Here is a 23,290-nt window from a genome sequence, read left to right on the forward strand (position 1 = left end):
AAAAACGGCCCGGCGCCAATGCCACCAAGCCTGCCGCCTTATAATAGCAAAGCCTTTGCCCATTAAGCCTCACACTCACCCGAATCATGAGCACCAAGCCCAGTCGAGAACTTCTAACCTTCCCTAACCCCAACCCGGACCGGCCGTATCACGTCCATATTGAGGTACCGGAATTCACCTGTCTGTGCCCGTTGACCGGCCAGCCGGACTTCGCCACCCTGGTGATTGATTACCTGCCGGACCAAAAGAACGTGGAACTCAAGAGCCTGAAGCTCTATATGTGGTCCTATCGGGATGAAGGTGCCTTTCACGAAGCCGTCACCAACAAGATTCTGGACGATTTGGTGGCCGCAACCGACCCCCGTTACATGAAACTGACGGCCAAGTGGTACGTTCGTGGTGGTGTCTACACCACTGTGGTTGCTGAACACCGCCAGGCGGGCTGGGTTCCTGCACCGCGCGTTGACCTGGATCAGATTTCCACCATGAACCCCACGCGGGGTTAACCCCGGTACGGGCACCATGAAAAACATCGACAAATTACAGCCCTACCCTTTTGAGCGGCTCAGGGCCTTGTTCGCCGGGGCTGTGCATGATGGGGGCTTGGCCCACATCAACCTGTCTATTGGTGAGCCCAAGCACCCAACCCCGGCGTTGCTGAAACAAGCCCTGGTTGACAACCTCGATGGTTTGGCCGTGTACCCGGGGACTCAAGGATTGCTTGAAATCAGACAGACCCTGGCCCAGTGGATTGACCGCCGCTTTGGCGCCACTGTGAACCCCGACACCCAAGTGTTGCCGATTCTGGGCTCTCGCGAGGCCCTGTTTGCATTTGCACAGGTGGTGCTTGATGGAGCGGAAGCTGGCTCCAAGGTTCTATTTCCAAACCCTTTTTACCAGATTTACGAAGGCGCCACGTTTTTAGGGGGGGCCGAACCGGTCTTCGTCAACATTCACCCAGACACAGGCCTGCCCGATTTCTCGACAGTCAGCCCAAACACTTGGTCACAAACCAAGCTGCTGTATGTGTGTTCGCCCAACAACCCCACCGGCGCGGTGTACACCTTGGCGGACTGGGAAAAGCTGTTTGATTTGATTGATGAATTCGACATTGTGCTGGCTTCGGACGAATGTTATTCCGAAATCTACCTGAATGAAGATGAGCCACCCATTGGTGCGCTTGAGGCCGCAGCCCGCTTGGGCCGTTCCGAATTCAAGAATATCGTGGTGTTTTCCAGTCTGTCCAAACGCTCCAATGCGCCAGGTTTGCGCTCGGGCTTTGTGGCCGGCGACAGCGACTTGATCGGCCGATTTTTGCGATATCGCACTTACCATGGGTCCGCCATGTCCACCACGGTTCAGGCAGCCAGTGTGGCAGCCTGGAAAGACGAAGCCCACGTGGCTGACAACCGAGCCCAGTACCGGGCCAAGTTCGAATCATTCCAGCACATATTGGGGGAGTCACTTCCCCTAAGCATCCCCAAAGCCGGTTTTTACTTCTGGGTTAAAGTGCCCGGTTCCGACACCGATTTTGCAAAGCGTTTGTTTCAAGAGGCGCACATTACCGTGTTGCCCGGCAGTTTCCTGGGCCGCACCCAGGACGGCATTAACCCGGGCGACGGTCACATTCGAATTGCACTGGTTGCTTCAAAGCAGGAATGCGACGAGGCAGCCCACCGCATTAAACACTTTCTGAACAAAGGACATCAACAATGAGCAACGCCACCCAACTTCTGATTGAACAAGCCTGGGAAAACCGTGCCGAGATTACCCCTTCCAAGGCGCCGGCTGACGTACGCGCTGCTGTTCAATCCACACTGGAGGCATTGAACCAGGGCAGCCTGCGTGTGGCCTCCAAGGAAAATGGCGAATGGGTCACCCACCAGTGGATCAAAAAGGCAGTGCTCCTGTCTTTCCGCCTTGAAGACAACAAACCCATGCCCGCAGGTGGTTTCACCCAGTTTTACGACAAAGTACCCAGCAAATTCGCCAACTACACCGAAGAAGACTTCAAGGCAGGTGGCTTCCGCGTGGTGCCGCCCGCTGTCGCCCGCCGTGGCAGCTTCATTGGCAAGAATGTGGTGCTGATGCCCAGCTATGTGAACATTGGTGCGTATGTGGATGAAGGCACCATGGTCGACACTTGGGCCACCGTAGGTTCGTGCGCGCAGATTGGCAAAAACGTGCACCTTTCAGGCGGTGTGGGCATTGGCGGGGTGTTGGAACCCCTTCAAGCCAACCCCACTATCATTGAGGACAACTGCTTTATTGGCGCGCGTTCCGAAGTGGTGGAAGGTGTGATCGTCGAAGAAAATTCTGTGATTTCCATGGGCGTGTACATCGGCCAAAGCACCAAGATTTACAACCGTGAAACCGGTGAAGTCACTTACGGCCGCATTCCCGCCGGTTCTGTGGTGGTGAGTGGTTCTCTGCCCTCCGCCTGCGGCAAATACAGCCTGTATTGCGCCGTGATCGTGAAGCAGGTGGATGCCAAAACCCGCGCAAAAACCGGCATCAACGAACTGCTGCGCAGCGCAGAATAAGTTCGACCATGTCCAAAACGACCGGAACAGCCGACGCGCAGGTGTTCGGCATTCCCAACTGTGACAGTGTCAAAAAGGCTTTGGTCAGTTTGCAGTCGGTGGGAGCGCGTATTGAGTTTCATGACTTCAAAAAACAGGGGGTTACAAGCGACTTGCTGGCCCAATGGATTGAAGTCTTTGGCGCTGAACGCGTAATCAACCGCAAAGGGACCACCTGGCGGCAGTTGGATGACGCTGCGAAAGCCGCTGCTGACAGCCCAGCTGGAGCCATCGCGCTGGCCCTTGAGAAGCCGTCAGTCATCAAGCGGCCTGTGGTGTTTTTCCAAGGCCAGTGGACGATCGGCCAAACCCGTTTTGATGGAGAGTCATGATGGCTGGTGAATCGTCACACGCCTGGGTGCCCGATGCCCGCAACCTTAAAACCGTTCGTGACTGGGTCCGCCTGTTCGTCACGGAAATGAACAAGGGTGGCGTGTTTTTCGGCCACGGCTCAACCAATGCCTTGGACGAAGCCATTTATATGGTTCAAAGCGCGCTGCACTTGCCGATTGAAACCATGGAGCCGTTTTGGGATGCGCGGCTGACCGAGGCCGAGCATCATTTGCTCGCCAACTGGTTGCGACAACGGATCCATGACCGCAAGCCAGCCAGTTACATCACCGGCGAATCATGGCTTCAGGGCCAGCGCTTCGTGGTCGACAGTCGCGTCATTATTCCCCGATCGTTCATTGCTGAACTGCTGGCTGACCAATTGACTCCCTGGGTCCAAAACCCTGATGAAATTGGAACGGTTCTGGACATGTGTACGGGCTCGGGTTGCCTGGCCATACTTGCCGCGCAAGCGTTCGAATTCAGTGAAGTGGTGGGCGTTGACCTGTCCACAGATGCCCTGGCCATTGCGCGTAAAAACATCGAGTTGCATCAACTGAACGACCAGGTCAGCGTGGTGCAAAGTGACCTTTACGACAGCCTGGATGGCCGCCAGTTCGACCTCATCATTTCCAACCCGCCTTACGTGAACGAATCATCCATGAAGGCCTTGCCGCCCGAGTACCTGCATGAGCCGCGCATGGCCCTTGCCGGGGGTGAAACAGGCATGGACTTGATTGATCGCATTTTGCGACAGGCCCCCGACCACCTGACCGAGCAAGGCATGTTGGTGCTGGAACTGGGCAACGAGCGCCCTTACTTTGAAGAAGCCTACCCCAACCTGCCCGTGACTTGGCTGAGTGTGTCAGCGGGCGAGGAACAGGTGTTCATGATCTCTCGGGATGAATTGATCGAAGGCTTTCAGGAATGATCCAGTTTTCAGGCGTCAGCTTGGCCCGTGGGGCCAAAACCATCCTGGATGGTGCTGATCTCACGCTGTTTCCCAAGGAAAAAGTGGGGTTGATTGGTCACAACGGCGCCGGAAAATCCACCTGTTTCTCCGCCCTGCTGGGTCATCTTCCACTGGAAGCCGGCTCACTGGACCTGCCAAAAACCTGGTCTGTGTCATGGATTGACCAAGAAGTCACCGCCACGGAATTGACCGTGCTGGACTACGCCCTTCAAGGCGACCGCGCACTGTTTGAAGTTCGGCAAGCCATTGCGCAGGCCCAAGCCACCGGCGAGCAGGAACGGATTGCCCACCTTTACGAACGCCTGGATACCTTGGACGGTTACACAGCCGAAAGCCGAGTGGCCAGTATTCTGCATGGCTTGGGTTTCAAGCCTGCCGACCTTCAACGCAAGGTGGGTGAGTTTTCTGGCGGCTGGAAAATGCGGATGAACCTGGCCAAAGTGTTGGGTTCGCGGGCTGATTTGGTGATGCTTGACGAACCCACCAACCACCTTGACATTGAGGCGGTGATTTGGCTGGCGCAGTGGATTCGTGACGCGGACACGACTGTGCTGGTCATTTCCCACGATCGGGAATTTCTGGACCAAGTCTGCACGCACATTGTTCACCTGAATCAAGCTAAGCTCACCAAATACACCGGCAACTACTCGACCTTTGAACGCACCTTCGCCATGCGGGCCGAGCAGATCGACCAGCAAAACCGAAAGGCGCAGGCCGAGCGCCAAAAGCTTCAGCAATTTGTTGACCGCTTCAAAGCCAAAGCCAGCAAGGCCAAACAAGCCCAAAGCAAGGCCAAGCGACTTGAAAAGATTCAGATCATGGACAGCATGCAGATGGAGCGCATGGTGTCGATTCCGTTCCTTGAGCCACAAAAAAGCCCCGACCCCTTGGTGGTGTTGAATGGCGCTGACTGCGGCTACCCGGGAGGCACCCCTATTCTCAAACGGGTGCGGCTTGAGATTCGCCCAGGCGATCGAATTGGTTTACTGGGGGCCAACGGCAACGGAAAAACAACCCTGGTGCGCAGTATTCTGGGCGAATTGCCCTTGGTTGAAGGCGATCGTGTTGAAGGCAAGGGCTTGGTGTATGGCTATTTTGCCCAAGACCAAATTGAGTCCCTGGACCCCGATGCCAGCCCACTGACCCACATGATTCGTTTGGACCGACAGGCCAGCGAACAGAACTTGCGTGACTACCTGGCCCGATTTGATTTCCGGGACGACCAAGTCAACCAGAACACGGGTCATTTTTCCGGCGGAGAAAAGTCCCGCTTGGCCCTTGCGCTGTTGGCCTATCAGCGCCCTAACCTGCTGCTGTTGGACGAGCCAACCAACCACTTGGACATGGCCACTCGCCAAGCCTTGGTGCATAGCCTGCTGGAATACGGCGGTGCCTTGGTCATGGTGTCTCACGACCGGCATTTGCTGGAATCCATCACTGACACCTATTGGCGGGTCCATGACGGTGCCGTCACCGAGTTTGATGGTGATCTGGATGATTACGCCCTCATGCTGCGCAAAGAAGCGGCCAGCAACAATCAAGCCGCGTCAGCCAGTAAACCGCCGGCTGCCCAAGCGGTGGCAGTTAGCAAAGCGGAACGCGCCGACCAACATCAACGCCTCAAGTTGTTGAAAAACCAGATCAAGAAACTGGAGAAATCCCAAGTCGAACTGGAGGCGAAGTTGGCGCAACTGCATCAACAGCTTGAAGCAATCGATTACGCCACCTCCGAGGGCGCTCGTCAGGGTCAGGCGCTGGAGCAACAACGCCAAGCCAGTCAGGCCGAACTTGATGATTGCGAAAACCAGTTGATCGAGTCCATGGTGAGCATTGAAGAACTGGAATCCGTGCTGGGTTTGAGCGCCTGAATTAAGCGCGCGCTCAATGGGCGGCCAAGCTGCCTGCACTACCCACACACACCTGCCCAATCACTTCTGCCCAATCGGTGAACATCAACACCGTACGGGCCTGGTCGCACAACTCAGGCAACGCTTCCAGGTTTGTGCGGAACACCTGCTGAACGCTGGGGTTCGAATCCTCAAGCACCTTGGACCTCAGGTGGCTGACGATCAAATCGGGCGTCAACACCGGGGACTGGGCCATCAGGCTGGCCAAGCTGGTGTCTTTGGGGGCCACCTCGGTGAGGAACTCTTCGACAATCAGATACTCCAGTTGACGCATACGCCGGGCTTCCTGGAACGCCAACTCCGTCAGGCCCAATGCAATCCGCAAGCGCCATGAATCCACCCCAGTGGATTGCGTCAAACTCAAATTACGGTCCTGAATCAACTCTTGATAGCCGGGTGGCAAAGCCCAGGGTGACGCACCGGCCCGCTGAACCAGCGACAGGCAATACACCAGTGATGGGTTGCGCGTGTTCAAATTCAAGTCAAACGTGGGAGCATTGTTGGTTTGTGCCTGCTCGCCACTCAGATGGGCCTCGTCGCCAATCAAAGTGCTCACCATCAATGGGGTGGGCGCGCCTGCGACATCGGCGCTGGGCCTGGACGACAACACAATGTCATCACCATCAAATCCGTCGTCCACAGCCTGTTCAGCCGAAGCGTCGCTCAGGCTGCTCATGGCCTGCTCGCGTTGCTGCAGAATCTCTTCATACAAAGCAGGCTCATTATTGCTGCGCCGCATCACCACAGGTTCAGCAACACTGGCCTTCTTGAAACTCAGTTGGGTCCTTTTGCTCCACAACCACGCGCCCAACAACAACATTGCACCGCCAGCCAAAGCGGTCAGTATCAAGGGCAGCAGACTGTCAACCAGCCCGGTCAGTGATTGCCCGGACGCTGGTGTGGGCGGGTCTAACTGAGCCAAGTCGTTCGGTGGCTGCACTGGCCGGCTCATGGTCATGGGAGACATCGGCGCAGCCACCACTTGCACGCCACCTTGAGGGCTGTCCTCGCTGGTTTTTGCTTGTAACTCTTTGCTTTTTCCTTGCACGGGCGATGCAGGCATGGCCGCCCCACCCGGGCTGACAGCCTTGTATTGATTGTCATGCGCTGGTTCAGTGGGGCGAGCCCTCGCCTGTTTCAAGCCTCCCTGTACAGTGACCGACTTGGACTGCGCAGGGCTTTGGTTCAACAAACGCGATTGGGCCCACGAAAAATCAGCCAAAACCTGCCGCTGTTGGCCAACGGCGGCTGGCGGCGTTACTGGCTTTGGTTCGTCCAGCATGATGGTCCAACTGACCTCAAACACCTGCAAAGGGCACTCTGAACGGAGCACAATTCGCCCTGAAGGCCAATCTACACCCCTTGCCGACCGAAGGCTGACCGTGGCTTTGGTTGCAGTCCTGTTTTCCAACTCAACACTCAGCGTCAGTGGCTCCACGTCCGCCGCATTAACCCCCACGGCGCTGAGCGAAGCACGCATACAACTGGCTTGTAGGCCCTTTGCATCCTCCCCTTGCCAATTCATGGCCGCCCTTAGCCGCAGAGGCTCGCCCATGCGGCTTTGACCGTAGAGCGGATCGAACTGGAACGCCTGAGCCCCTTGGACACACAATCCAAGGAGCACAAAGGCCCACAAGTGCCGAGCAGTGCCAGTACGGCGGTGCAATCGAAGAGGCAACATGGAAATGCAGTCCGGTCGAGTTTGATCGTGCGTCCAGCATACCCACTGCCCCTTGGGCTCAGGTATCCTTGCATTGACCTAGTACGAATTGGTTAGATCAAAACTAGAACGGGCGTTCTTCAAATCGATATTACTGTTAAGTAAACTAGCACCCGCAACGATTAGAACGACAAAAAAGGGAGACCACCATGGCGAACGTCGCCACGTTTCTGACGCAACACGAATCCACCCCCAATCGCGTGCTCTACCGCCAGTTCATCGACAATGAATGGGTGGAGTTCAAGGCCATCGAAATGATCGATTTGGCCCGCAACTGGCAGAGTTTCTTCCGCTCAATGGGCTTGCAGCCCGGTGACCGTGTGGCCATCTGCCTGAAAAACAGCGTTCACTGGGTTGCGTATGACCTGGCCGCATTGGCCATGGGCTTGGTGTCTGTGCCTTTGTACGTCGACGACAACGCCAGCAACATCACCTACTGCATCCAGAATTCAGGCGCGCGGGCCGTGGTGGTCGAGAATGACCGAATTGGCCGCAACCTGCTGAAAGAAGGGTTAGCTGACGTTCGCATTCTCTCCATCAAGTCGGATATCGAAACCGCCGAAGGGGGCATCGACAACGCCCTGGCTCTGCTGAGCAACCTTGAACGCAACCTGGAGCCCATGGAGCTGGTGGACTTGCCCGACAACACACTGGCCACCATCTGCTATACCTCGGGCACCAGTGGCCGCCCCAAGGGCGTCATGCTGTCCCACAACAACATGATGGCCAACGTTGAAAGTTGCTTCAAGCTCGACATCGCCAAGCCTGATGATGTGTTTCTGTCGTTCCTGCCAATGTCCCACATGTTCGAGCGCACCGGCGGTTACTACCTTCCCCTCAGAGTGGGTGCCAAGGTGGTGTACGCCCGAGGCATCAACCAATTGCCCGAAGATTTGGCCACCCAAGCACCCACCGTGCTGTTTGCTGTGCCCCGAATTTTCGAGAAATTCTATGGGCGCATTCAATCGTCGGTGAAAGACTCTCGCCTGAAAAAGCGCGCCTTCGAGAAGCTTGTAGAGGTGGGTTGGCGCATGGAACAAGGGCAAGGCGGCATCATGGACCACTTCCAGCTTCCCCTGCTTCGTGCCAAGGTGGCCCAGCCCATTTTGGAGCGTTTGGGCGGGCGCCTTCGCCTCGCTGTGGTCGGCGGCGCCGCGCTGGACAGCACCATCGCCAAATGCTTTATCGCCATGGGGCTACCCATTCTGCACGGCTATGGCATGACTGAAGCCTGCCCCGTGATTTCAGTCAACCGCCCCGAGGGCAATGTGCCGGAATCCGTGGGTGCGCCGCTGCCCAACGTTGAAGTGCGGCTGGGCGAACAAGATGAATTGCTGGCCCGTGGCCCCAACATCATGATGGGTTACTGGGAAAACGAAGAGGCCACCCAGAAGGCGATCGACGCGGATGGCTGGCTGCACACGGGTGATGTGGCTGAACTCAAAGACGGTCGAATCTTTATTCGTGGCCGCATCAAAGACATCATGGTGCTGTCCAACGGCGAGAAATTTTCACCACAGGACGCCGAGACTGCCATCATTGGTGACGATGTTTTCGAACAAATCGTCTTGGTTGGCGAAGGCCGCCCATTCATCGGGCTGATCGCCGTCACCGCCAATTCCAATGAAAAAGAACTGATCAAGCGCGCCAACGAACGACTCCAACACCTGCCCCGCTACATTCGTGTGCGCCGCATCATTACCACCAAAGAACCCTGGACGGTGGACAATGGGCTGTTGACGCCCACCCTGAAGGTGAAACGCCAGAAAGTGGTGGAAGCTTTCAAGGACCGTATTGACGACCTCTATGCAGAAGGACTGACAGACTGAGCCTTTTTGGATCAGCAGCCATAAAAAAACCCGCCGGTTGGCGGGTTTTTTGTCACTTGAGAAACATTCAAGGGCTGACTTCTTCGTGATCGAAACTGTCGCTGTTGATTCGGGCCAGGAAATCCACGGCCCTGTCTGGTGGCGGACAGGTCGAGCGCAAGCCATCAATGAAGGAGAACAAGTCTTCGGAAATGTTCTGCCACATCGGATCGAGCACCACGTCAATGCCCTCATGACGCAACAACTCAGCCGCACTTGAAAAAGCCCCGTCGCCCGTGAGCAGAACCACCTGTTGCACCTGGCGTTTGTAGGCCAGCGTGGCCAAATCAACACCCATGCGCAGCTCAATGCCCTTGGCGTGGCTGTCAGGGGAGAAATCTTCATCCGCCAAGTCGTCCACTGAAATCTTCTTGCCCAAAAGGTCCGCCATCGCGTCCTCATTGAGTTTCCAGCTGTCTACGTCCACCGGTTCACCCAACCGAACAGCCAATTTCCGCTTGCGTTGCAACTGGCGCTGGAAGGCATTACGGAACTGACCCTCCTTGGATTTAGACAAATCAATGCTTTGGCGGGAAACCGGCAAAGTCACCCGTTGGCTGGACACTGGCGTGTCGTAGAAAAAAATGCGAAACAGGTGCCGTTTGGGTTGGTTGCGCTCGAACAAATGCGCCGCAGACAGCCGCCAAACCAAGTCCGCCATCATTTTGGCGTCGTAATGCACCGAAGCTGGGAAAATTTGGCGAATGCGTCGAATAAAGAACGGACCATCAACCAGAATGGCAGTAAGCATTGTAAGTCCTTGATATAAAAAGATATAAATTGTTAAATAAAAAATTCTGGGTAATTGATAATTATACCGGCTCTTATATCCTAACACCAATGGTCCGTCAAATGTAGCTAGGGCTGCTACTCCGAAGAGGTATGCAAAATCACCCGGTGTCAGTAAACGACTTACAATGCACCGCACAATACTTACTGTTTTTGCCCTGTGAATCACCTTCGTATTGCTGTAGTGGCGTGGTTGTCTGATTTCTTGAATTGGAGGATGAATTGAGCACCGACCAGCTAATGGCTGTAACCCAGAGCGTGGGTCAAGCCCCAAGTTACTGGCTGTATATTCTGTCCAACAGCAAGCCCAACGGGCCGCTGTACCTGGGCGACACCGATTGCCTTCAATTGCGCATGGATGAACACAAGCAGGGCCTGCGCCGAGATTACGCCCACTATCACAGGCTTGACCGCCTTGTGTATTTTGAGGTGTGGCATGACCATGAGAAATTCGTGGCCCGTTTGCGACGTGTTCGCAACTGGCCCCGTGACATGCGTCTGCTCCTTATCGAGTCGCTTAACCCGGATTGGGAGGATCTGCTGCCCCAATTCCTCCATGAACAAGCCGAGAAAAGTGGCGTGGAAAATAGTGGAAACCTTCAGGAACGCGCCGCGTAAGGCGTTCCGCTTCAACAGCTCGGGTCCAGGCCCGGGCTTCTGCGTTTCATAAGCCTCTACAGAAGCGAACTTGCTCAGCAGACTTTGAAACCTTTTCGCCGGGATGACACACCAAGTAGTAGCCTACAATTGAGTTGAATCCGTTATAGCAACGGTGCAGTAACACAATTGGGCAGGCTATTTAGCGGATTGGAGCATCCCATGACCTCATCGATTGCAGAACGTTTGACCAGGTCCTACTGCCTGTTTCATTGGCTACAGGTCAAACCTATTCCTGACGCTGTTCGCAACACAGTGGCGTTCAGCACCCTGGAACAAGAGCTTCTTTCCCTCAAAGTGCGGCCTGAAGACTTGGCAGCAGTTGGCTCTGACCTCACTGACAATTTTGAAGAGTCCCGTTTGGCGTTCATGGTGCGCTACAGCGGCCTGACATGGTCCACCTGTTCCATTTTCTGCGATGCCATCGACAACGGCACTTGGCTCATTTCTGGTACCCCCCTGCTGGTGCAGTTCAAGGGCACAGACGCCAGTGGGTATCCTGGGCTGCCCAAGGCAGCATTGGGTGATTTCATGTTCCTGAAACCCAGCAATGTCTGGATCGACGACAACCGCATCGTGTCCTTCACCATCCGCTGGAATAAACATGAGCAACGCCGAATGGAACGTTTCGTCCGCTTGGCCAGCGCCCGTCATGGCATTGAGGCAACCGTGCACAACGTGACACAGAGTGAACGCTTTTTGGCAGCCATCAAGGCCACGGTGGGTGCTTAAGCGCAGGCACAAGCCCAGCACTGTCGCTTTTATGCTCCGGAAACCCAGGCCGACCGCCTGGGTTTTTTCATGGATGGGTGCTTAGCCCAACTGGCTGGCACCGCCTAGATAAGGCCTAAGGGCTTCCGGAATGCGAAGGGAGCCGTCTTGTTGCTGGTGATTCTCCAGCAAAGCTACCAAGGTGCGCCCAACCGCCAGACCGGAACCATTCAAGGTGTGAACCCACTCGGTTTTGCCAGCCTCGTTCTTGAAACGCGCTTTCATGCGGCGTGCCTGAAAACCCTCGCAGTTGGAGCACGAGGAAATTTCACGGTAGGTGTTCTGGGCGGGCAACCACACCTCAATGTCGTGGGTGCGAGTGGCACCAAAACCCATGTCGCCGGTGCACAGCACAATCACTCGGTAGGGCAATTCCAGTTTCTGCAGAATACGCTCAGCGTGTTGGGTCATTTCATCCAGTGCCGCGTAGGACTGGTCAGGGTGCTCGATTCGCACCATCTCCACTTTGTCGAACTGGTGCTGGCGAATCAGGCCGCGAACATCTCGCCCGTAACTGCCCGCCTCGCTGCGAAAACAGGGCGAATGGGCGGTCATTTTGACGGGCAATTCGTCGTGCTTCAGGATTTGATCAGCCACCAGGTTGGTCAAGGTCACCTCGGCTGTGGGAATGAGGTACAAAGGCTCAGATTCCTCGGTTTGACCGCCTTTTTTGACCGAAAACAAGTCGTCGGCAAACTTGGGCAATTGCCCCGTGCCCTGCAGCGTTTGAGCACGAACAATATACGGTGTGTAATGCTCGGTGTAGCCGTGTTCTTGGGTGTGGGTGTCGAGCATGAACTGGGCCAAGGCACGATGCAAACGCGCGACATGGCCTTTCAGCACCGCAAACCGGGAACCGGACAAATTGGCAGCTCGTTCAAAGTCCAGGCCCAAAGGCGTGCCCACATCCACATGGTCTTTCACCTCAAAATCGAATTGGCGAGGTTGCCCCCAGCGCCGCAATTCCACATTGTCAGCCTCTGACTTGCCGACAGGCACGGACTCGTGAGGAATGTTGGGAACAGTCAGCAAAAAGGCGTTGAGCGTGTCTTGCAACTGGGCCAGCGCAGTTTCATTGTTTTTCAGTTCATCGCCCAAGCCTGCGACTTCAGCCATGACCCCGGACACATCCTCGCCTTTGGACTTCAGTTGCCCGATTTGCTTGGACAGGCTGTTGCGGCGGGCCTGAAGTTCTTCAGTTCGGGTCTGCAACTGTTTGCGCTGCCCTTCAAGCGCGAGAAATTGCTCGGTATCAAGCACATAGCCACGGGCAGCCAAGCGGCTGGACACGGCATCGAGGTCTTTGCGGAGAAGCTGAATGTCAATCATGGGTTGCCTGTTCGGTACACCGAAACCAAAACCGTGATGTTACCGAATTGCGCCTTGTATGCAGCGGTGTGCCTGCTTAAATTCAGCAAACAGGCCTTAGATAAGTGGACAAACCCCTGTCAGGGCTTGGCGTTGCGGTTGCGCTGGGCCAGCCACGCCATCTTTTCTGCAATTTTTGCTTCGAGGCCACGGTCTGTGGGTTGGTACAGTGGCGCAGGTGCCATCCCGTCGGGCCAGTAAACCTCACCGGCGGCAAAGCCATCCTGTTCGTCGTGCGCATAACGGTAACCTTGCCCATGGCCCAATTGCTTCATCAGTTGGGTGGGCGCGTTGCGCAGGTGCATGGGCACGGGAAGGCTGCCCGTGTTCTTCACCAGTACCTTAGCCTGGTTGTAGGCGTTGTAGCCTGCGTTGCTTTTGGCGGCGATGGCCAGGTAAATCACGGCCTGCCCAAGAGCAAGCTCGCCTTCAGGGCTACCCAGGCGCTCGTAGGTTTGAGCGGCCTCGTTGCACAGGGTCATGGCGCGCGGGTCTGCCAAACCGATGTCCTCCCAGGCCATTCGCACAATTCGACGTGCGAGGTATCTGGGGTCGGCGCCACCGTCCAGCATGCGGCAAAACCAATACAGGGCTGCATCTGGGTCTGAACCCCGGACGCTTTTGTGCAAGGCCGAGATCTGGTCGTAAAACGCATCGCCCCCCTTGTCGAACCGGCGAATCTGCGCTGGGGCCAGTTCGGTCATCAGCGCCAAGGTCAGGGTGTCATGCCCCAAGTGGCTGGCCTGAACGATGAGGAGGTCCAACAGGTTGAGGAAACGCCGCGCATCACCATCGGCATAAGTACACAGAGCGGCCAAGGCGTCTTCAGCCAAAGACAACCGACGCTGATGGTGGGCCAAGGCTTTGTCGGCCAGCGCCTGAAAATCGTCCGCCTTCAGCGATTCCAGCACATAAACCTGCGAGCGGGACAACAAGGCCGAATTCACTTCGAATGACGGATTTTCTGTGGTTGCGCCAAGAAAGGTGACCAAACCAGACTCAACAAATGGCAACAAGGCATCTTGTTGGGATTTGTTGAAGCGGTGAATTTCATCGATGAAGAGCGTGGTTTTTTGGCCTTGCCGCTGGTTCAATTGCGCTTCTTCAATGGCTTGGCGAATTTCTTTCACCCCAGACAGCACTGCGGACAAGGCAATGAAGCGGGCCTTTGCCCCTTGGGCCAACAGCCTTGCCAAAGTGGTTTTTCCAACGCCGGGTGGCCCCCAGAGAATCAGGGAATGAAGCTGGCCTTGTTGCATCATGGCCGACAGCGGTTTGCCGGGGCCAATCAGGTGGCGCTGCCCCACCACTTCATCGAGGCTTTTGGGGCGCAGCCGCTCGGCCAATGGGGCGTGTTCAGCGGCAAGCTTGGGCGAGGCGTTGCTGTTGCCTTCAGGGCTTGAGTCGCCGAACAAGTCGCCTGTCATTTGGTTTCAATCAGGTCCACGCCGGGCGGGGCCTTGAATGCAAAGTCCGAGGCGGGCCTTTTCACATCAAACTTCCAGTTTTTCAACTCAAGCTTGGTGGTTTGGCCCAGTGCGTCAACAATGTCCAGTTGAACCGGCAAACCATCCTGAAAACCCAGCCGCACCGTGTCGAAGAGATTTTCCTTGTCTTTGGGCTTGGCACTCAACCACGCTTTGCCCTCTTTAATGCCTTCGTCTTTGACCACAAACAGGGTATTGATGTCTTGGGTGCCGAACAACAAGGCTGCGGGTGTTGAGTCCAGCGCATTGCCAATCGGTTTGCGGGTGGCGTGCATCATGTCGGGGTCATAAGACACCACATTCTGCCCATCGGCCACGATAAGCTGTGGATAGGGTTTCTGAATTTCCCAGCGGAACTTGCCCGGTCGCGAGAATGCGAATTCACCAGTGCCTTTTTGTTTGACGGCACCACTGGCCGACACCACCACTTGGCTGAACTGGCCTTGCGCGTACGCACGGTTTTTGCTGAAGGCCTGCAGGGCCTGCTCAGCCGGCCCTGCTGCTACGGCAAGCGTGGATACAAGGCTGAGGCCCAAGGCCAAATACACCGATTTAGAGGCCTTGGCAGTGTGGTCGCAAAACTGTCTGAGTGAATTCAAAGCTGCTTTACCTGTGAATGGTTGATCCGTGGCTGCGGTTAGAACGGGGAATCTTCGTCCTGTCCTGCTTCAGACCTCACCAGAATGTCCCGGTTCCCGTTGGACTGCATTGCCGACACCAAGCCCGCTGATTCCATGCTTTCCAGCAGGCGCGCGGCGCGGTTGTAGCCAATCCGAAGGTGTCGTTGAACAAAGGAAATACTGGCCCGCCGGTGCTTGAGAACGACAGCCACGGCTTGGTCGTAAAGGGCGTCTTTCTCGCCATCAAAGCTGCCTGCGGTGGCGTCCATGCTGGCGTTGCCGCCCTCTTCAGCCGTGCCGCCTTCGAGAATACCTTCAATGTAGTTCGGCTCCCCGCCCTTCTCTTTCAGGTGCTCGACAACTCGGTGCACCTCGTCATCTGTTACAAACGCGCCATGCACCCGTTGTGGCATACCGCTGCCCGGTGGCAGATACAACATATCGCCTTGCCCCAGCAGGGCTTCTGCACCCATTTGGTCAAGAATCGTGCGGGAATCGACTTTGGATGACACCTGAAATGCAATTCGGGTGGGAATGTTGGCCTTGATGAGGCCAGTAATGACATCCACCGATGGGCGCTGGGTGGCCAGAATCAGGTGAATGCCCGCCGCCCGGGCCTTCTGGGCCAAGCGGGCAATCAATTCTTCAATTTTTTTGCCCACCACCATCATGAGGTCGGCCAGCTCGTCGATCACAATCACGACCGTGGGCAGCACGTCCAAAGGCTCTGGCGCATCAGGGGTTAGGCTGAACGGGTTTGGAATGCTCTGCCCGTTCTTTTTCGCTTCATTCAGTTTGGTGTTGTAGCCCGCCAAGTTCCGAACGCCCAGTTTACTCATCAGGCGGTAGCGTTTTTCCATTTCGCCAACAGCCCAATTCAAGGCATTGGCGGCTTGCCGCATGTCGGTGACCACGGGGCACAACAGGTGGGGAATGCCTTCGTAGACGCTCATTTCCAGCATCTTGGGGTCGATCAGGATCAAGCGAACCTCTTCCGGGCTGCTTTTGTACAGCAGCGACAGGATCATCGCGTTGATCCCCACTGATTTACCTGAGCCGGTGGTACCGGCCACCAGCAGGTGGGGCATTTTTGCCAAGTCTGCAACGATGGGCGTGCCGGAAATGTCCTTACCCAAGGCCATGGTCAAGGTCGATTTTGAGTTGCTCCACACTTGCGAACTCAAGATTTCGGTGAGTTTCACCACTTGGCGGCGCGGGTTGGGCAACTCCAGTCCCATCAGGTTTTTGCCGGAAATGGTTTCCACCACCCGCACCGAGTTCAAGCTTAGTGCACGCGCCAGGTCTTTGGCCAGGTTCACAACCTGAGAGCCTTTCACACCGGCCGCTGGCTCCACCTCGAAGCGCGTGATCACAGGGCCGGGCTGGGCTGCCATCACCTGAACCTGAACCCCAAAATCGCCCAGCTTTTTCTCGATCAGGCGTGAGGTGTACTCCAGGGTGTCAGCCGACACGGTTTCCTGCTTGGCAGGGGCGTCGTCCAACAAGCCCAGCGGCGGCAACTCTGAATCGGCCAAGTCTGCAAACAGGGGCTGCTGTTTCTCCTTGATAGCCTGCACGGAAGGCTCTACAGGCTTGGCGGCAGGTTCAATCCGAATGGGCTTGTGTTCCTGGAATTCCTCGCGTTTTTTCTCCACGATTTCCACACGGGCTTGCGCCACCTTTTTGCCTTCTTTGCGGTCGAAATAAGCATCCACCGCTGAGCGACCAGAACCGAACAGCAGTTCAATCCAGTAGCCCACGCGCTCGGCCATGGCGGCCCAACTCATGCCCAGAAAGCCACTAACCCCCGCAGCAAACATCAACAGCAGCAGCATGACACCGCCAGACAGACCGGTGAGTTGCACCAATGTTTTGCTCAGGCTTTGGCCGATCACCCCCCCAGCACCGGCGGGCAGTGAATTGGCTGAAAAAATGGACAGGGATTCAAGCCCCATCAAACCAAGCCACATCAAGGCAAAGCCAACCGGTTGAACCCAGGGCAGCCACTTGGGCAGAGGCTCATCGAAACCCGGAAGCTCAATGGTTTCCACCTGTTTGCGGATGCGCCACAGGTGCAGCATCGACACAGCCAACAGCGTGTAGGCACTGTAACCAGCCAGAAAAAACAGGACATCGGACAGGTGTGCCCCGATGGCACCACCAAAATTGCTGTAACCACCACTGCCAGAGGCGTGTGACCAGCTGTCATCGGCGGGGTTGTGCGACACCAGAATCAGGAACAGGTAGATCGACAGAACCAGCATGGCCAGCCAGCGAACTTCCAGCAGCAATTTGCTGGCGCGAAGGGTGCCATTGTTTTGTGAGGTGCGAGAATTCACAGGATGAGGTTCGACCGCAATGCGGCATATAATTGAAGCCTGTATTCTGACAAAGAACGGGGACGATTGTGAGCCCCCAACCCAATTGAAGCGCAAAAGAGGATCCCATGAGCAGTTCCAGTCAAACCCGCCACGCCAAAGTCATGATTCTGGGTTCGGGCCCCGCAGGCTACACCGCGGCGGTGTACGCAGCGCGTGCGAACCTGAACCCCGTGCTGATCACCGGCCTTGCCCAAGGCGGCCAGTTGATGACCACCACTGAAGTCGACAATTGGCCTGCGGACGTGCATGGCGTGCAAGGCCCGGAATTGATGCAGCGTTTTCTGGAACACGCGGAGCGGTTCAACACGGAAATCGTGTTCGACCACATTCACACCGTGAAACTGGCCCAGCGTCCTTTCGTTCTGGAAGGCGACAGCGGTACTTACACCTGTGATGCGCTGATCATCGCCACCGGCGCAAGCGCGCAGTATTTGGGCCTGCCCTCGGAAGAAGCCTTCATGGGCCGAGGCGTTTCAGCCTGCGCCACCTGTGACGGTTTCTTTTACCGCAACCAAGCGGTGTCGGTTATTGGTGGTGGCAATACCGCCGTAGAGGAAGCTTTGTACCTGAGCAATATCGCCAGCAAGGTCACCGTGATTCACCGCCGAGACAAGTTCAAGGCCGAAGCGATCCTGATCGACAAATTGATGGAGAAGGTCAAGGAAGGCAAGATCGAGGTCAAGTGGAACCATGTGCTGGATGAGGTGCTGGGTGACGACTCCGGAGTCACGGGCATTCGGATCAAGTCCACCGCTGACCAATCCACCCAAGACGTGCCGGTTCAAGGCGTGTTCGTGGCCATTGGCCACAAGCCCAACACCGACATTTTTGAAGGCCAGATTGAGATGAAGGGTGGTTACATTGTCACCCGCAGCGGTTTGAATGGCTTGGCCACCATGACCAGCACCGAGGGTGTGTTTGCCGCCGGTGACGTTCAGGACCATGTGTACCGCCAAGCCATCACCAGTGCAGGCACGGGTTGTATGGCCGCGCTGGACGCCCAGCGTTGGCTGGAAGCTCAGGAAGGCTAAACACCTCAAGGAGTACCGGTCATGCCAGGCAGTCGTTCCATGACCCGGCTAGGTTCGCTTGAGGACTTGGCCAACTTCGGCAAGGCACTGAAAGACCAGCGCCTTGAAGAAGAACGCCAGGCCCGCTTGCGGGCCGAAGCTGAAAAAAAGCGGCTGGAAGAGGCCCAAATCTTCCAGCGGCATGTGCAGGACGTCAAACCCCTGCCCCAAGCCAACCGGGCCAGCCTGGACAGCCCTAAGCCACCCCCCATTGCCCGCCAGCGCGAATTGGACGATGAGCGCGTGCTTGAAGAAAGCATTTCCGACCACATGGATGTTGAGCGTTTTCTGGAAACAGACGACAAGCTCAGTTACCGGCGCAGTGGCATTGGCCTTGATGCCTTGAAACGCCTGCGAAGCGGCAAGTGGGTGATCAAATCACAAATTGACCTGCATGGTTTGCGCACCGACGAAGCGCGCACCGCAGTGGCGGAATTTCTTCGCGACAGCGTGAAGCAGGACCACCGTTGCGTGCGCATTATTCATGGCAAGGGCTTGGGCTCGGTTGGGAAAGAGCCGGTCCTGAAAGACAAAGTCAAGCGATGGTTGGTACAGAAAGATGAAGTGCTCGCTTTTTGCCAAGCACCGCCGCGCGACGGCGGGGCCGGCGCTTTGCTGGTCATCCTGAAGGCCAAATCAAACTAACGCCACAACAAGAACAAGGACACCCCCGATGAACACCCCAATTCAATGGCAACAAGGCACAAGCCGATCCACCACAACAGGCTTGAATATGGCTTGGGAAATGGCCGGGCCCGACAATGCGCCCACCATCGTGCTGGTGGCCGGGTTGGCCTGCCAGTTGACGATGTGGAACGATGCATTTTGTCAGCCGTTGCTGGACAAGGGCTACCGCCTGCTGCGCTTTGACAACCGCGACATGGGCCTGACCGAGGAACACCCCCAAACCCTGCCGATGAATGTACCGCTCACCATTCTGCGCACACGCTTGGGCTTGAAGACCCCCACCCATTACACCCTTGATGTATTGGCCGACGATGCGCTGGGTTTGATTCAAGCCCTGCAATTGACTCGCCCCCACCTGTTGGGCATTTCGATGGGCGGGATGATTGCACAGATTATGGCGGCCAAGCGGCCTGAGTTGATCGGCAAATTGGTCACGCTTATGTCCAGCACCAACAACCCGAATCTGCCCCCACCCTCACCCAAGGTCATGTTGAACATGTTCTTGAGAAGGCCGAAAAGCAAAGCAGTAGACGATGTGGTGGAGCATGTTGAACGCTTGTTTACCACCATCGGCAGCCCCGGTTATCCGCCTGACCGCAATGAGATTCGGCAACGTGCCAGGGCCGCATACGCCCGCAGCTACCGCCCTGCCGGGGCCTTGAGGCAAACCCATGGCGTGATTGCCACCGGATCAATTGAGCACTACACACGACAGATCAAAGTGCCGACCTGCGTCATTCATGGCTTGGATGACCCGCTGCTGAAAAAGGCCTGCTCAGAGCGCATCGCCAAACTGGTTCCCGATGCCCGGCTGCACCTCATCAAAGGCCTGGGCCATGACCTTCCCGCAGCCTTGGCGCCCACATTTGCTGAGATTGTTCACGCGCATTACCAGTAAGCACTCAACAGCGAACAAGCCAACCGAAGCGTAAAAAACAAAACCCCCGATGCCACTGGCAATCGGGGGTTTTTCATTTTGGCGGAGACGAGAAGATTCGAACTTCCGATACCCTTTTGGGGTATGCTCCCTTAGCAGGGGAGTGCCTTCGACCACTCGGCCACGTCTCCGTAAGAGCGTGGATTATACACGGTTTGAAGCGAATTACCAGTGCGAACACCAATTCAGGCGGTGTTCGAACAAACCACCTCAGGCCGCTTCTTTGTCCAGGCCAAAAGCCTTGTGCAAAGCACGCACAGCCAGTTCCATGTACTTGTCTTCGATCAGCACAGACACCTTGATTTCAGAGGTGGAAATCATCTGAATGTTGATGCCCTCTTCCGATAGGGTTTTGAACATCAGGCTGGCCACACCCACGTGCGAGCGCATGCCAATGCCCACGATGGACACTTTGCACACATTGTTGTCGCCACTGACTTCGCGAGCGCCCACAGCCCCTTGAATCTTGTTCTTCAACAGATCCATGGTTTTGTTCAACTCGTTGCGATGAACGGTGAAGGTGAAGTCGGTTGTGCCGTCAACGCCCTGGTTCTGGATGATCATGTCCACGTCGATGTTGGCATCGGCGACTTGACCCAGAATTTGATAGGCCACGCCGGGCTTGTCGGGCACGCCACGGATGGTGATTTTGGCTTCGTCACGATTGAAGGCAATGCCGGAAACGACCGCTTGTTCCATATCTTCGTCTTCCTCAAAAGTAATCAATGTGCCGGAGGCCATTTCCTCAGCCAGCGACATGTTGGGGTCTGTCAGGCTGGACAGCACGCGGGTGGGCACTCGGTACTTACCGGCGAACTCCACAGAGCGGATCTGCAACACCTTCGAACCCAGAGAGGCCATTTCCAGCATCTCTTCAAAGCTCACCACTTTCATGCGGCGCGCTTCAGGCACCACACGTGGGTCGGTGGTGTACACCCCATCCACGTCGGTGTAGATCAGGCATTCCTCAGCCTTCAAAGCGGCTGCCACCGCCACTGCTGAGGTGTCCGAGCCGCCACGGCCCAGAGTGGTTTGGTTACCCACACTGTCAATGCCCTGAAAGCCGGTGATGACCACCACTTTGCCTTGGGCCAGCTCGGCGCGAACCCGCGTGTCATCGATCGATTCAATACGCGCCTTGGTGTATGCGCTGTCCGTCTTGATTGGCACTTGCCAGCCGGAGAAACTAATGGCGTCCAGCCCTTCAGCCTTCAGTGCCATGGCCAGCAAGGCCACGGAGGCTTGCTCGCCCGTGCAACAGAGCATGTCAAGCTCGCGTGGGTCGGGTTCGGCCTGAATGTCTTTGGCCAGCGCAATCAGACGGTTCGTCTCGCCTGACATGGCCGACGGAACCACAATCATCTGGTGCCCTGCCCTGTGCCATTTGGCCACGCGCTTGGCCACATTTTTAATTCGCTCGGTGGACCCCATTGAGGTGCCGCCGTACTTGTGTACGATCAATGCCATGTCCGTGCATCCTGCACAAATAAAAAGCGCGAACCATTTCGCGCTTTGAATTCAAGAAGTTGAGTATTTTACCTGAAGCTTTGACACGAAGCTGACACGCTTTTGAAAAACGCGTCAGCGGTGCAAAAAAGTTCCATCAATCCTTGGTTGAACCCAATCACTGGTTGGCAGAGTAGCCCAGGTTCATTTGCAGACCACTGGATTCCTGAGCCTCTGGGTGCTTGCGTGCGTACTCAAGGTGATCGAGATATTCAGCCGTGATGTCGCAGGTGATGTAGTGGCCATCAAAGCAGCTGGAATCAAAGGCCTTGATATTGTCATTCAAGGTTTGCACCGCGCGCTTCATGTCGTTGATGTCTTGGTAGAACAAGGCATCTGCGCCAATCTCACGGCAAATTTCCTCATCACTGCGGTTTGAGGCAATCAGTTCGTCGCGGGTTGGCATGTCAATGCCATACACGTTCGGGAAACGTACCGGGGGCGCAGCCGAGGCGAAAATCACCTTGCGCGCGCCGCTTTCGCGGGCCATCTGTACAATTTCGCGGCTGGTGGTACCACGCACAATCGAATCGTCAACCAGCAACACGGTTTTGTCCTTGAACTCAACGGGAATGGCGTTCAGCTTTTGGCGAACACTTTTGCGGCGAACAGCTTGCCCCGGCATGATGAAGGTGCGGCCAATGTAGCGGTTCTTCACAAAACCCTCGCGGTACGGCACGCCCAGGCGTTTGGCGAGTTCCAGCGCGGCTGGGCGACTGGAATCGGGGATAGGCATGACCACATCAATGTCCGATGCGCTCATGGACTCGATGATTTGGTCAGCGAGGTACTCGCCCATCTTGACCCGTGCCTCGTACACCGACACCCCATCGATGACTGAATCGGGGCGTGCCAGGTACACGTACTCAAAAATACAGGGGTTCAGAGAGGATTTCTGTGCACACTGCTGCGCACTCAGGTTGCCTTCAACATCAATGAACACGGCTTCACCCGGTTCAATGTCACGCACGAACTCAAACCCCATCCCGGCCAGCGCAACGGATTCCGAGGCCAGCATATACTCTGTGCCCTTCTCGGATTCACATTTGCCCAGCACCAGTGGGCGAATACCATAGGGGTCACGGAATGCGAGCAAGCCGTAACCGGCGATCAACGCCACACAGGCGTAGGCACCCCGCACGCGCTCATGCATGCCCGCTACTGCCCGGAATATGGTCACCGGGTCGAGGTTGTAGCCAGAAGCACTGCTTTGAAGCTCATGGGCCAGCACGTTCAGCAGCACTTCAGAGTCTGAACTGGTGTTGATGTGTCGACGGTCATTCTTGAACAACTCTGCCTTGAGTCGCTCGCTGTTGGTCAAGTTGCCGTTGTGGGCCAGCACCAAACCATACGGTGCGTTCACGTAGAAAGGCTGAGCCTCTTCGCTGCTGGCAGCAGAACCTGCGGTGGGGTAACGGACGTGACCAATGCCCATGTTGCCGGGCAAAGAACGCATGTTACGGGTGCGAAACACGTCGCGCACCAGCCCGTTGCCTTTGAACATGGAAAACGCGCTGCCATGGGCAGTGGCGATGCCTGCTGCATCCTGACCGCGGTGTTGCAGCAGCAACAGGCTGTCATACAGCAGTTGGTTGACTGGAGAGAAACCGGCTACCCCGACTATCCCGCACATTGAA

The 23,290-nt window shown here is 56.2% G+C and carries 20 protein-coding genes and 1 tRNA gene; 12 read left to right on the forward strand and 9 right to left on the reverse strand.

The features are described 5' to 3' along the window. Window positions 1–86: 86 nt before the first annotated feature. Genes queF through ACK4FF_RS04800 form a run of 6 tightly spaced genes read left to right on the forward strand, consistent with a single transcriptional unit; the run spans window position 87 to window position 5,753 of the window. A complete protein-coding gene (queF, locus tag ACK4FF_RS04775; RefSeq protein WP_409705230.1) occupies window positions 87–506 on the forward strand; it encodes a preQ(1) synthase in 420 nt (139 codons plus the stop codon). Between the two features lie 16 nt (window positions 507–522). Then, window positions 523–1,716, forward strand: a complete 1,194-nt coding sequence (gene dapC, locus ACK4FF_RS04780; protein WP_409705233.1) for a succinyldiaminopimelate transaminase — start codon at window positions 523–525, stop codon at window positions 1,714–1,716. After that, window positions 1,713–2,543, forward strand: a complete 831-nt coding sequence (dapD, locus tag ACK4FF_RS04785) for a 2,3,4,5-tetrahydropyridine-2,6-dicarboxylate N-succinyltransferase (RefSeq protein WP_409705236.1) — start codon at window positions 1,713–1,715, stop codon at window positions 2,541–2,543. Before dapC ends, dapD begins: the two co-directional genes overlap by 4 nt. Before the next feature lie 8 nt (window positions 2,544–2,551). Continuing rightward, window positions 2,552–2,914 (forward strand): ArsC/Spx/MgsR family protein, encoded by a 363-nt coding sequence (locus tag ACK4FF_RS04790; RefSeq protein ID WP_409705239.1) that lies wholly within the window; start codon window positions 2,552–2,554, stop codon window positions 2,912–2,914. Continuing rightward, entirely contained in the window at window positions 2,911–3,843 is a 933-nt protein-coding gene (prmB, locus tag ACK4FF_RS04795) for a 50S ribosomal protein L3 N(5)-glutamine methyltransferase (protein WP_409705242.1), read from the forward strand. The genes ACK4FF_RS04790 and prmB overlap by 4 nt, the downstream gene beginning before the upstream one ends. Continuing rightward, window positions 3,840–5,753, forward strand: coding sequence for an ATP-binding cassette domain-containing protein (locus tag ACK4FF_RS04800; RefSeq protein WP_409705245.1), 1,914 nt, complete (start codon window positions 3,840–3,842; stop codon window positions 5,751–5,753). Before prmB ends, ACK4FF_RS04800 begins: the two co-directional genes overlap by 4 nt. A 13-nt stretch (window positions 5,754–5,766) precedes the next feature. Here the strand turns inward: ACK4FF_RS04800 and ACK4FF_RS04805 are convergent, their stop codons facing one another. Beyond that, complete coding sequence (locus tag ACK4FF_RS04805) at window positions 5,767–7,473, reverse strand: hypothetical protein (protein WP_409705248.1); 1,707 nt, start codon at window positions 7,471–7,473, stop codon at window positions 5,767–5,769. Between the two features lie 188 nt (window positions 7,474–7,661). Here ACK4FF_RS04805 and ACK4FF_RS04810 point away from each other — a divergent pair, with 188 nt between their 5' ends. Continuing rightward, window positions 7,662–9,341 (forward strand): AMP-dependent synthetase/ligase, encoded by a 1,680-nt coding sequence (locus ACK4FF_RS04810; protein ID WP_409705251.1) that lies wholly within the window; start codon window positions 7,662–7,664, stop codon window positions 9,339–9,341. 67 nt (window positions 9,342–9,408) lie between these two features. Here ACK4FF_RS04810 and ACK4FF_RS04815 read toward each other — a convergent pair whose 3' ends face one another. Next, window positions 9,409–10,131 (reverse strand): NYN domain-containing protein, encoded by a 723-nt coding sequence (locus ACK4FF_RS04815; protein WP_409705254.1) that lies wholly within the window; start codon window positions 10,129–10,131, stop codon window positions 9,409–9,411. A gap of 260 nt (window positions 10,132–10,391) precedes the next feature. Between ACK4FF_RS04815 and ACK4FF_RS04820 the strand changes: the two genes are divergently transcribed. Both ACK4FF_RS04820 and ACK4FF_RS04825 read left to right on the forward strand, forming a co-directional pair. Beyond that, a complete protein-coding gene (locus ACK4FF_RS04820) occupies window positions 10,392–10,787 on the forward strand; it encodes a GIY-YIG nuclease family protein (RefSeq protein WP_409705257.1) in 396 nt (131 codons plus the stop codon). A 201-nt stretch (window positions 10,788–10,988) separates the two neighbouring features. Further along, entirely contained in the window at window positions 10,989–11,558 is a 570-nt protein-coding gene (locus tag ACK4FF_RS04825; protein ID WP_409705260.1) for a hypothetical protein, read from the forward strand. 81 nt (window positions 11,559–11,639) lie between these two features. On the opposite strand, the gene serS is transcribed toward ACK4FF_RS04825, so the two are convergent. The 4 genes from serS to ACK4FF_RS04845 all read right to left on the reverse strand — a co-directional run bounded on the left by serS (window position 11,640) and on the right by ACK4FF_RS04845 (window position 17,411). Then, entirely contained in the window at window positions 11,640–12,926 is a 1,287-nt protein-coding gene (serS, locus tag ACK4FF_RS04830; protein WP_409705263.1) for a serine--tRNA ligase, read from the reverse strand. A gap of 119 nt (window positions 12,927–13,045) precedes the next feature. Further along, window positions 13,046–14,392 carry a replication-associated recombination protein A gene (locus ACK4FF_RS04835; RefSeq protein ID WP_409705266.1) on the reverse strand — a complete coding sequence of 449 codons (1,347 nt, stop codon included), beginning with the start codon at window positions 14,390–14,392 and terminating at the stop codon, window positions 13,046–13,048. Continuing rightward, on the reverse strand, window positions 14,389–15,051 hold the full coding sequence (lolA, locus tag ACK4FF_RS04840; RefSeq protein WP_409705270.1) for an outer membrane lipoprotein chaperone LolA: 663 nt from the start codon (window positions 15,049–15,051) through the stop codon (window positions 14,389–14,391). The genes ACK4FF_RS04835 and lolA overlap by 4 nt, the downstream gene beginning before the upstream one ends. A 38-nt stretch (window positions 15,052–15,089) precedes the next feature. Further along, entirely contained in the window at window positions 15,090–17,411 is a 2,322-nt protein-coding gene (locus ACK4FF_RS04845) for a DNA translocase FtsK (protein WP_409705273.1), read from the reverse strand. A gap of 107 nt (window positions 17,412–17,518) precedes the next feature. Between ACK4FF_RS04845 and trxB the strand changes: the two genes are divergently transcribed. From trxB to ACK4FF_RS04860, 3 genes are read left to right on the forward strand one after another with little or no spacing between them, the layout of a single operon-like run. Next, the gene (gene trxB, locus ACK4FF_RS04850; protein WP_409705276.1) at window positions 17,519–18,484 is read left to right on the forward strand and encodes a thioredoxin-disulfide reductase; all 966 of its coding nucleotides are present in this window, start codon (window positions 17,519–17,521) and stop codon (window positions 18,482–18,484) included. A gap of 21 nt (window positions 18,485–18,505) precedes the next feature. Next, window positions 18,506–19,168, forward strand: a complete 663-nt coding sequence (locus tag ACK4FF_RS04855; protein WP_409705279.1) for a Smr/MutS family protein — start codon at window positions 18,506–18,508, stop codon at window positions 19,166–19,168. A 28-nt stretch (window positions 19,169–19,196) separates the two neighbouring features. Then, on the forward strand, window positions 19,197–20,108 hold the full coding sequence (locus ACK4FF_RS04860; RefSeq protein WP_409705282.1) for an alpha/beta fold hydrolase: 912 nt from the start codon (window positions 19,197–19,199) through the stop codon (window positions 20,106–20,108). Between the two features lie 79 nt (window positions 20,109–20,187). Here the strand turns inward: ACK4FF_RS04860 and ACK4FF_RS04865 are convergent. From ACK4FF_RS04865 to purF, 3 genes are all read right to left on the reverse strand, one after another. Next, window positions 20,188–20,278: transfer RNA gene (locus ACK4FF_RS04865), tRNA-Ser, on the reverse strand. Window positions 20,279–20,357: 79 nt separating this feature from the next. Further along, complete coding sequence (locus ACK4FF_RS04870; protein WP_409705285.1) at window positions 20,358–21,614, reverse strand: aspartate kinase; 1,257 nt, start codon at window positions 21,612–21,614, stop codon at window positions 20,358–20,360. Window positions 21,615–21,771: 157 nt separating this feature from the next. Then, window positions 21,772–23,286 (reverse strand): amidophosphoribosyltransferase, encoded by a 1,515-nt coding sequence (gene purF / locus ACK4FF_RS04875; RefSeq protein ID WP_409705288.1) that lies wholly within the window; start codon window positions 23,284–23,286, stop codon window positions 21,772–21,774. Window positions 23,287–23,290 lie beyond the last annotated feature (4 nt).

It is taken from the genome of Limnobacter sp., assembly GCF_046297615.1.
Lineage (GTDB): Bacteria > Pseudomonadota > Gammaproteobacteria > Burkholderiales > Burkholderiaceae_B > Limnobacter.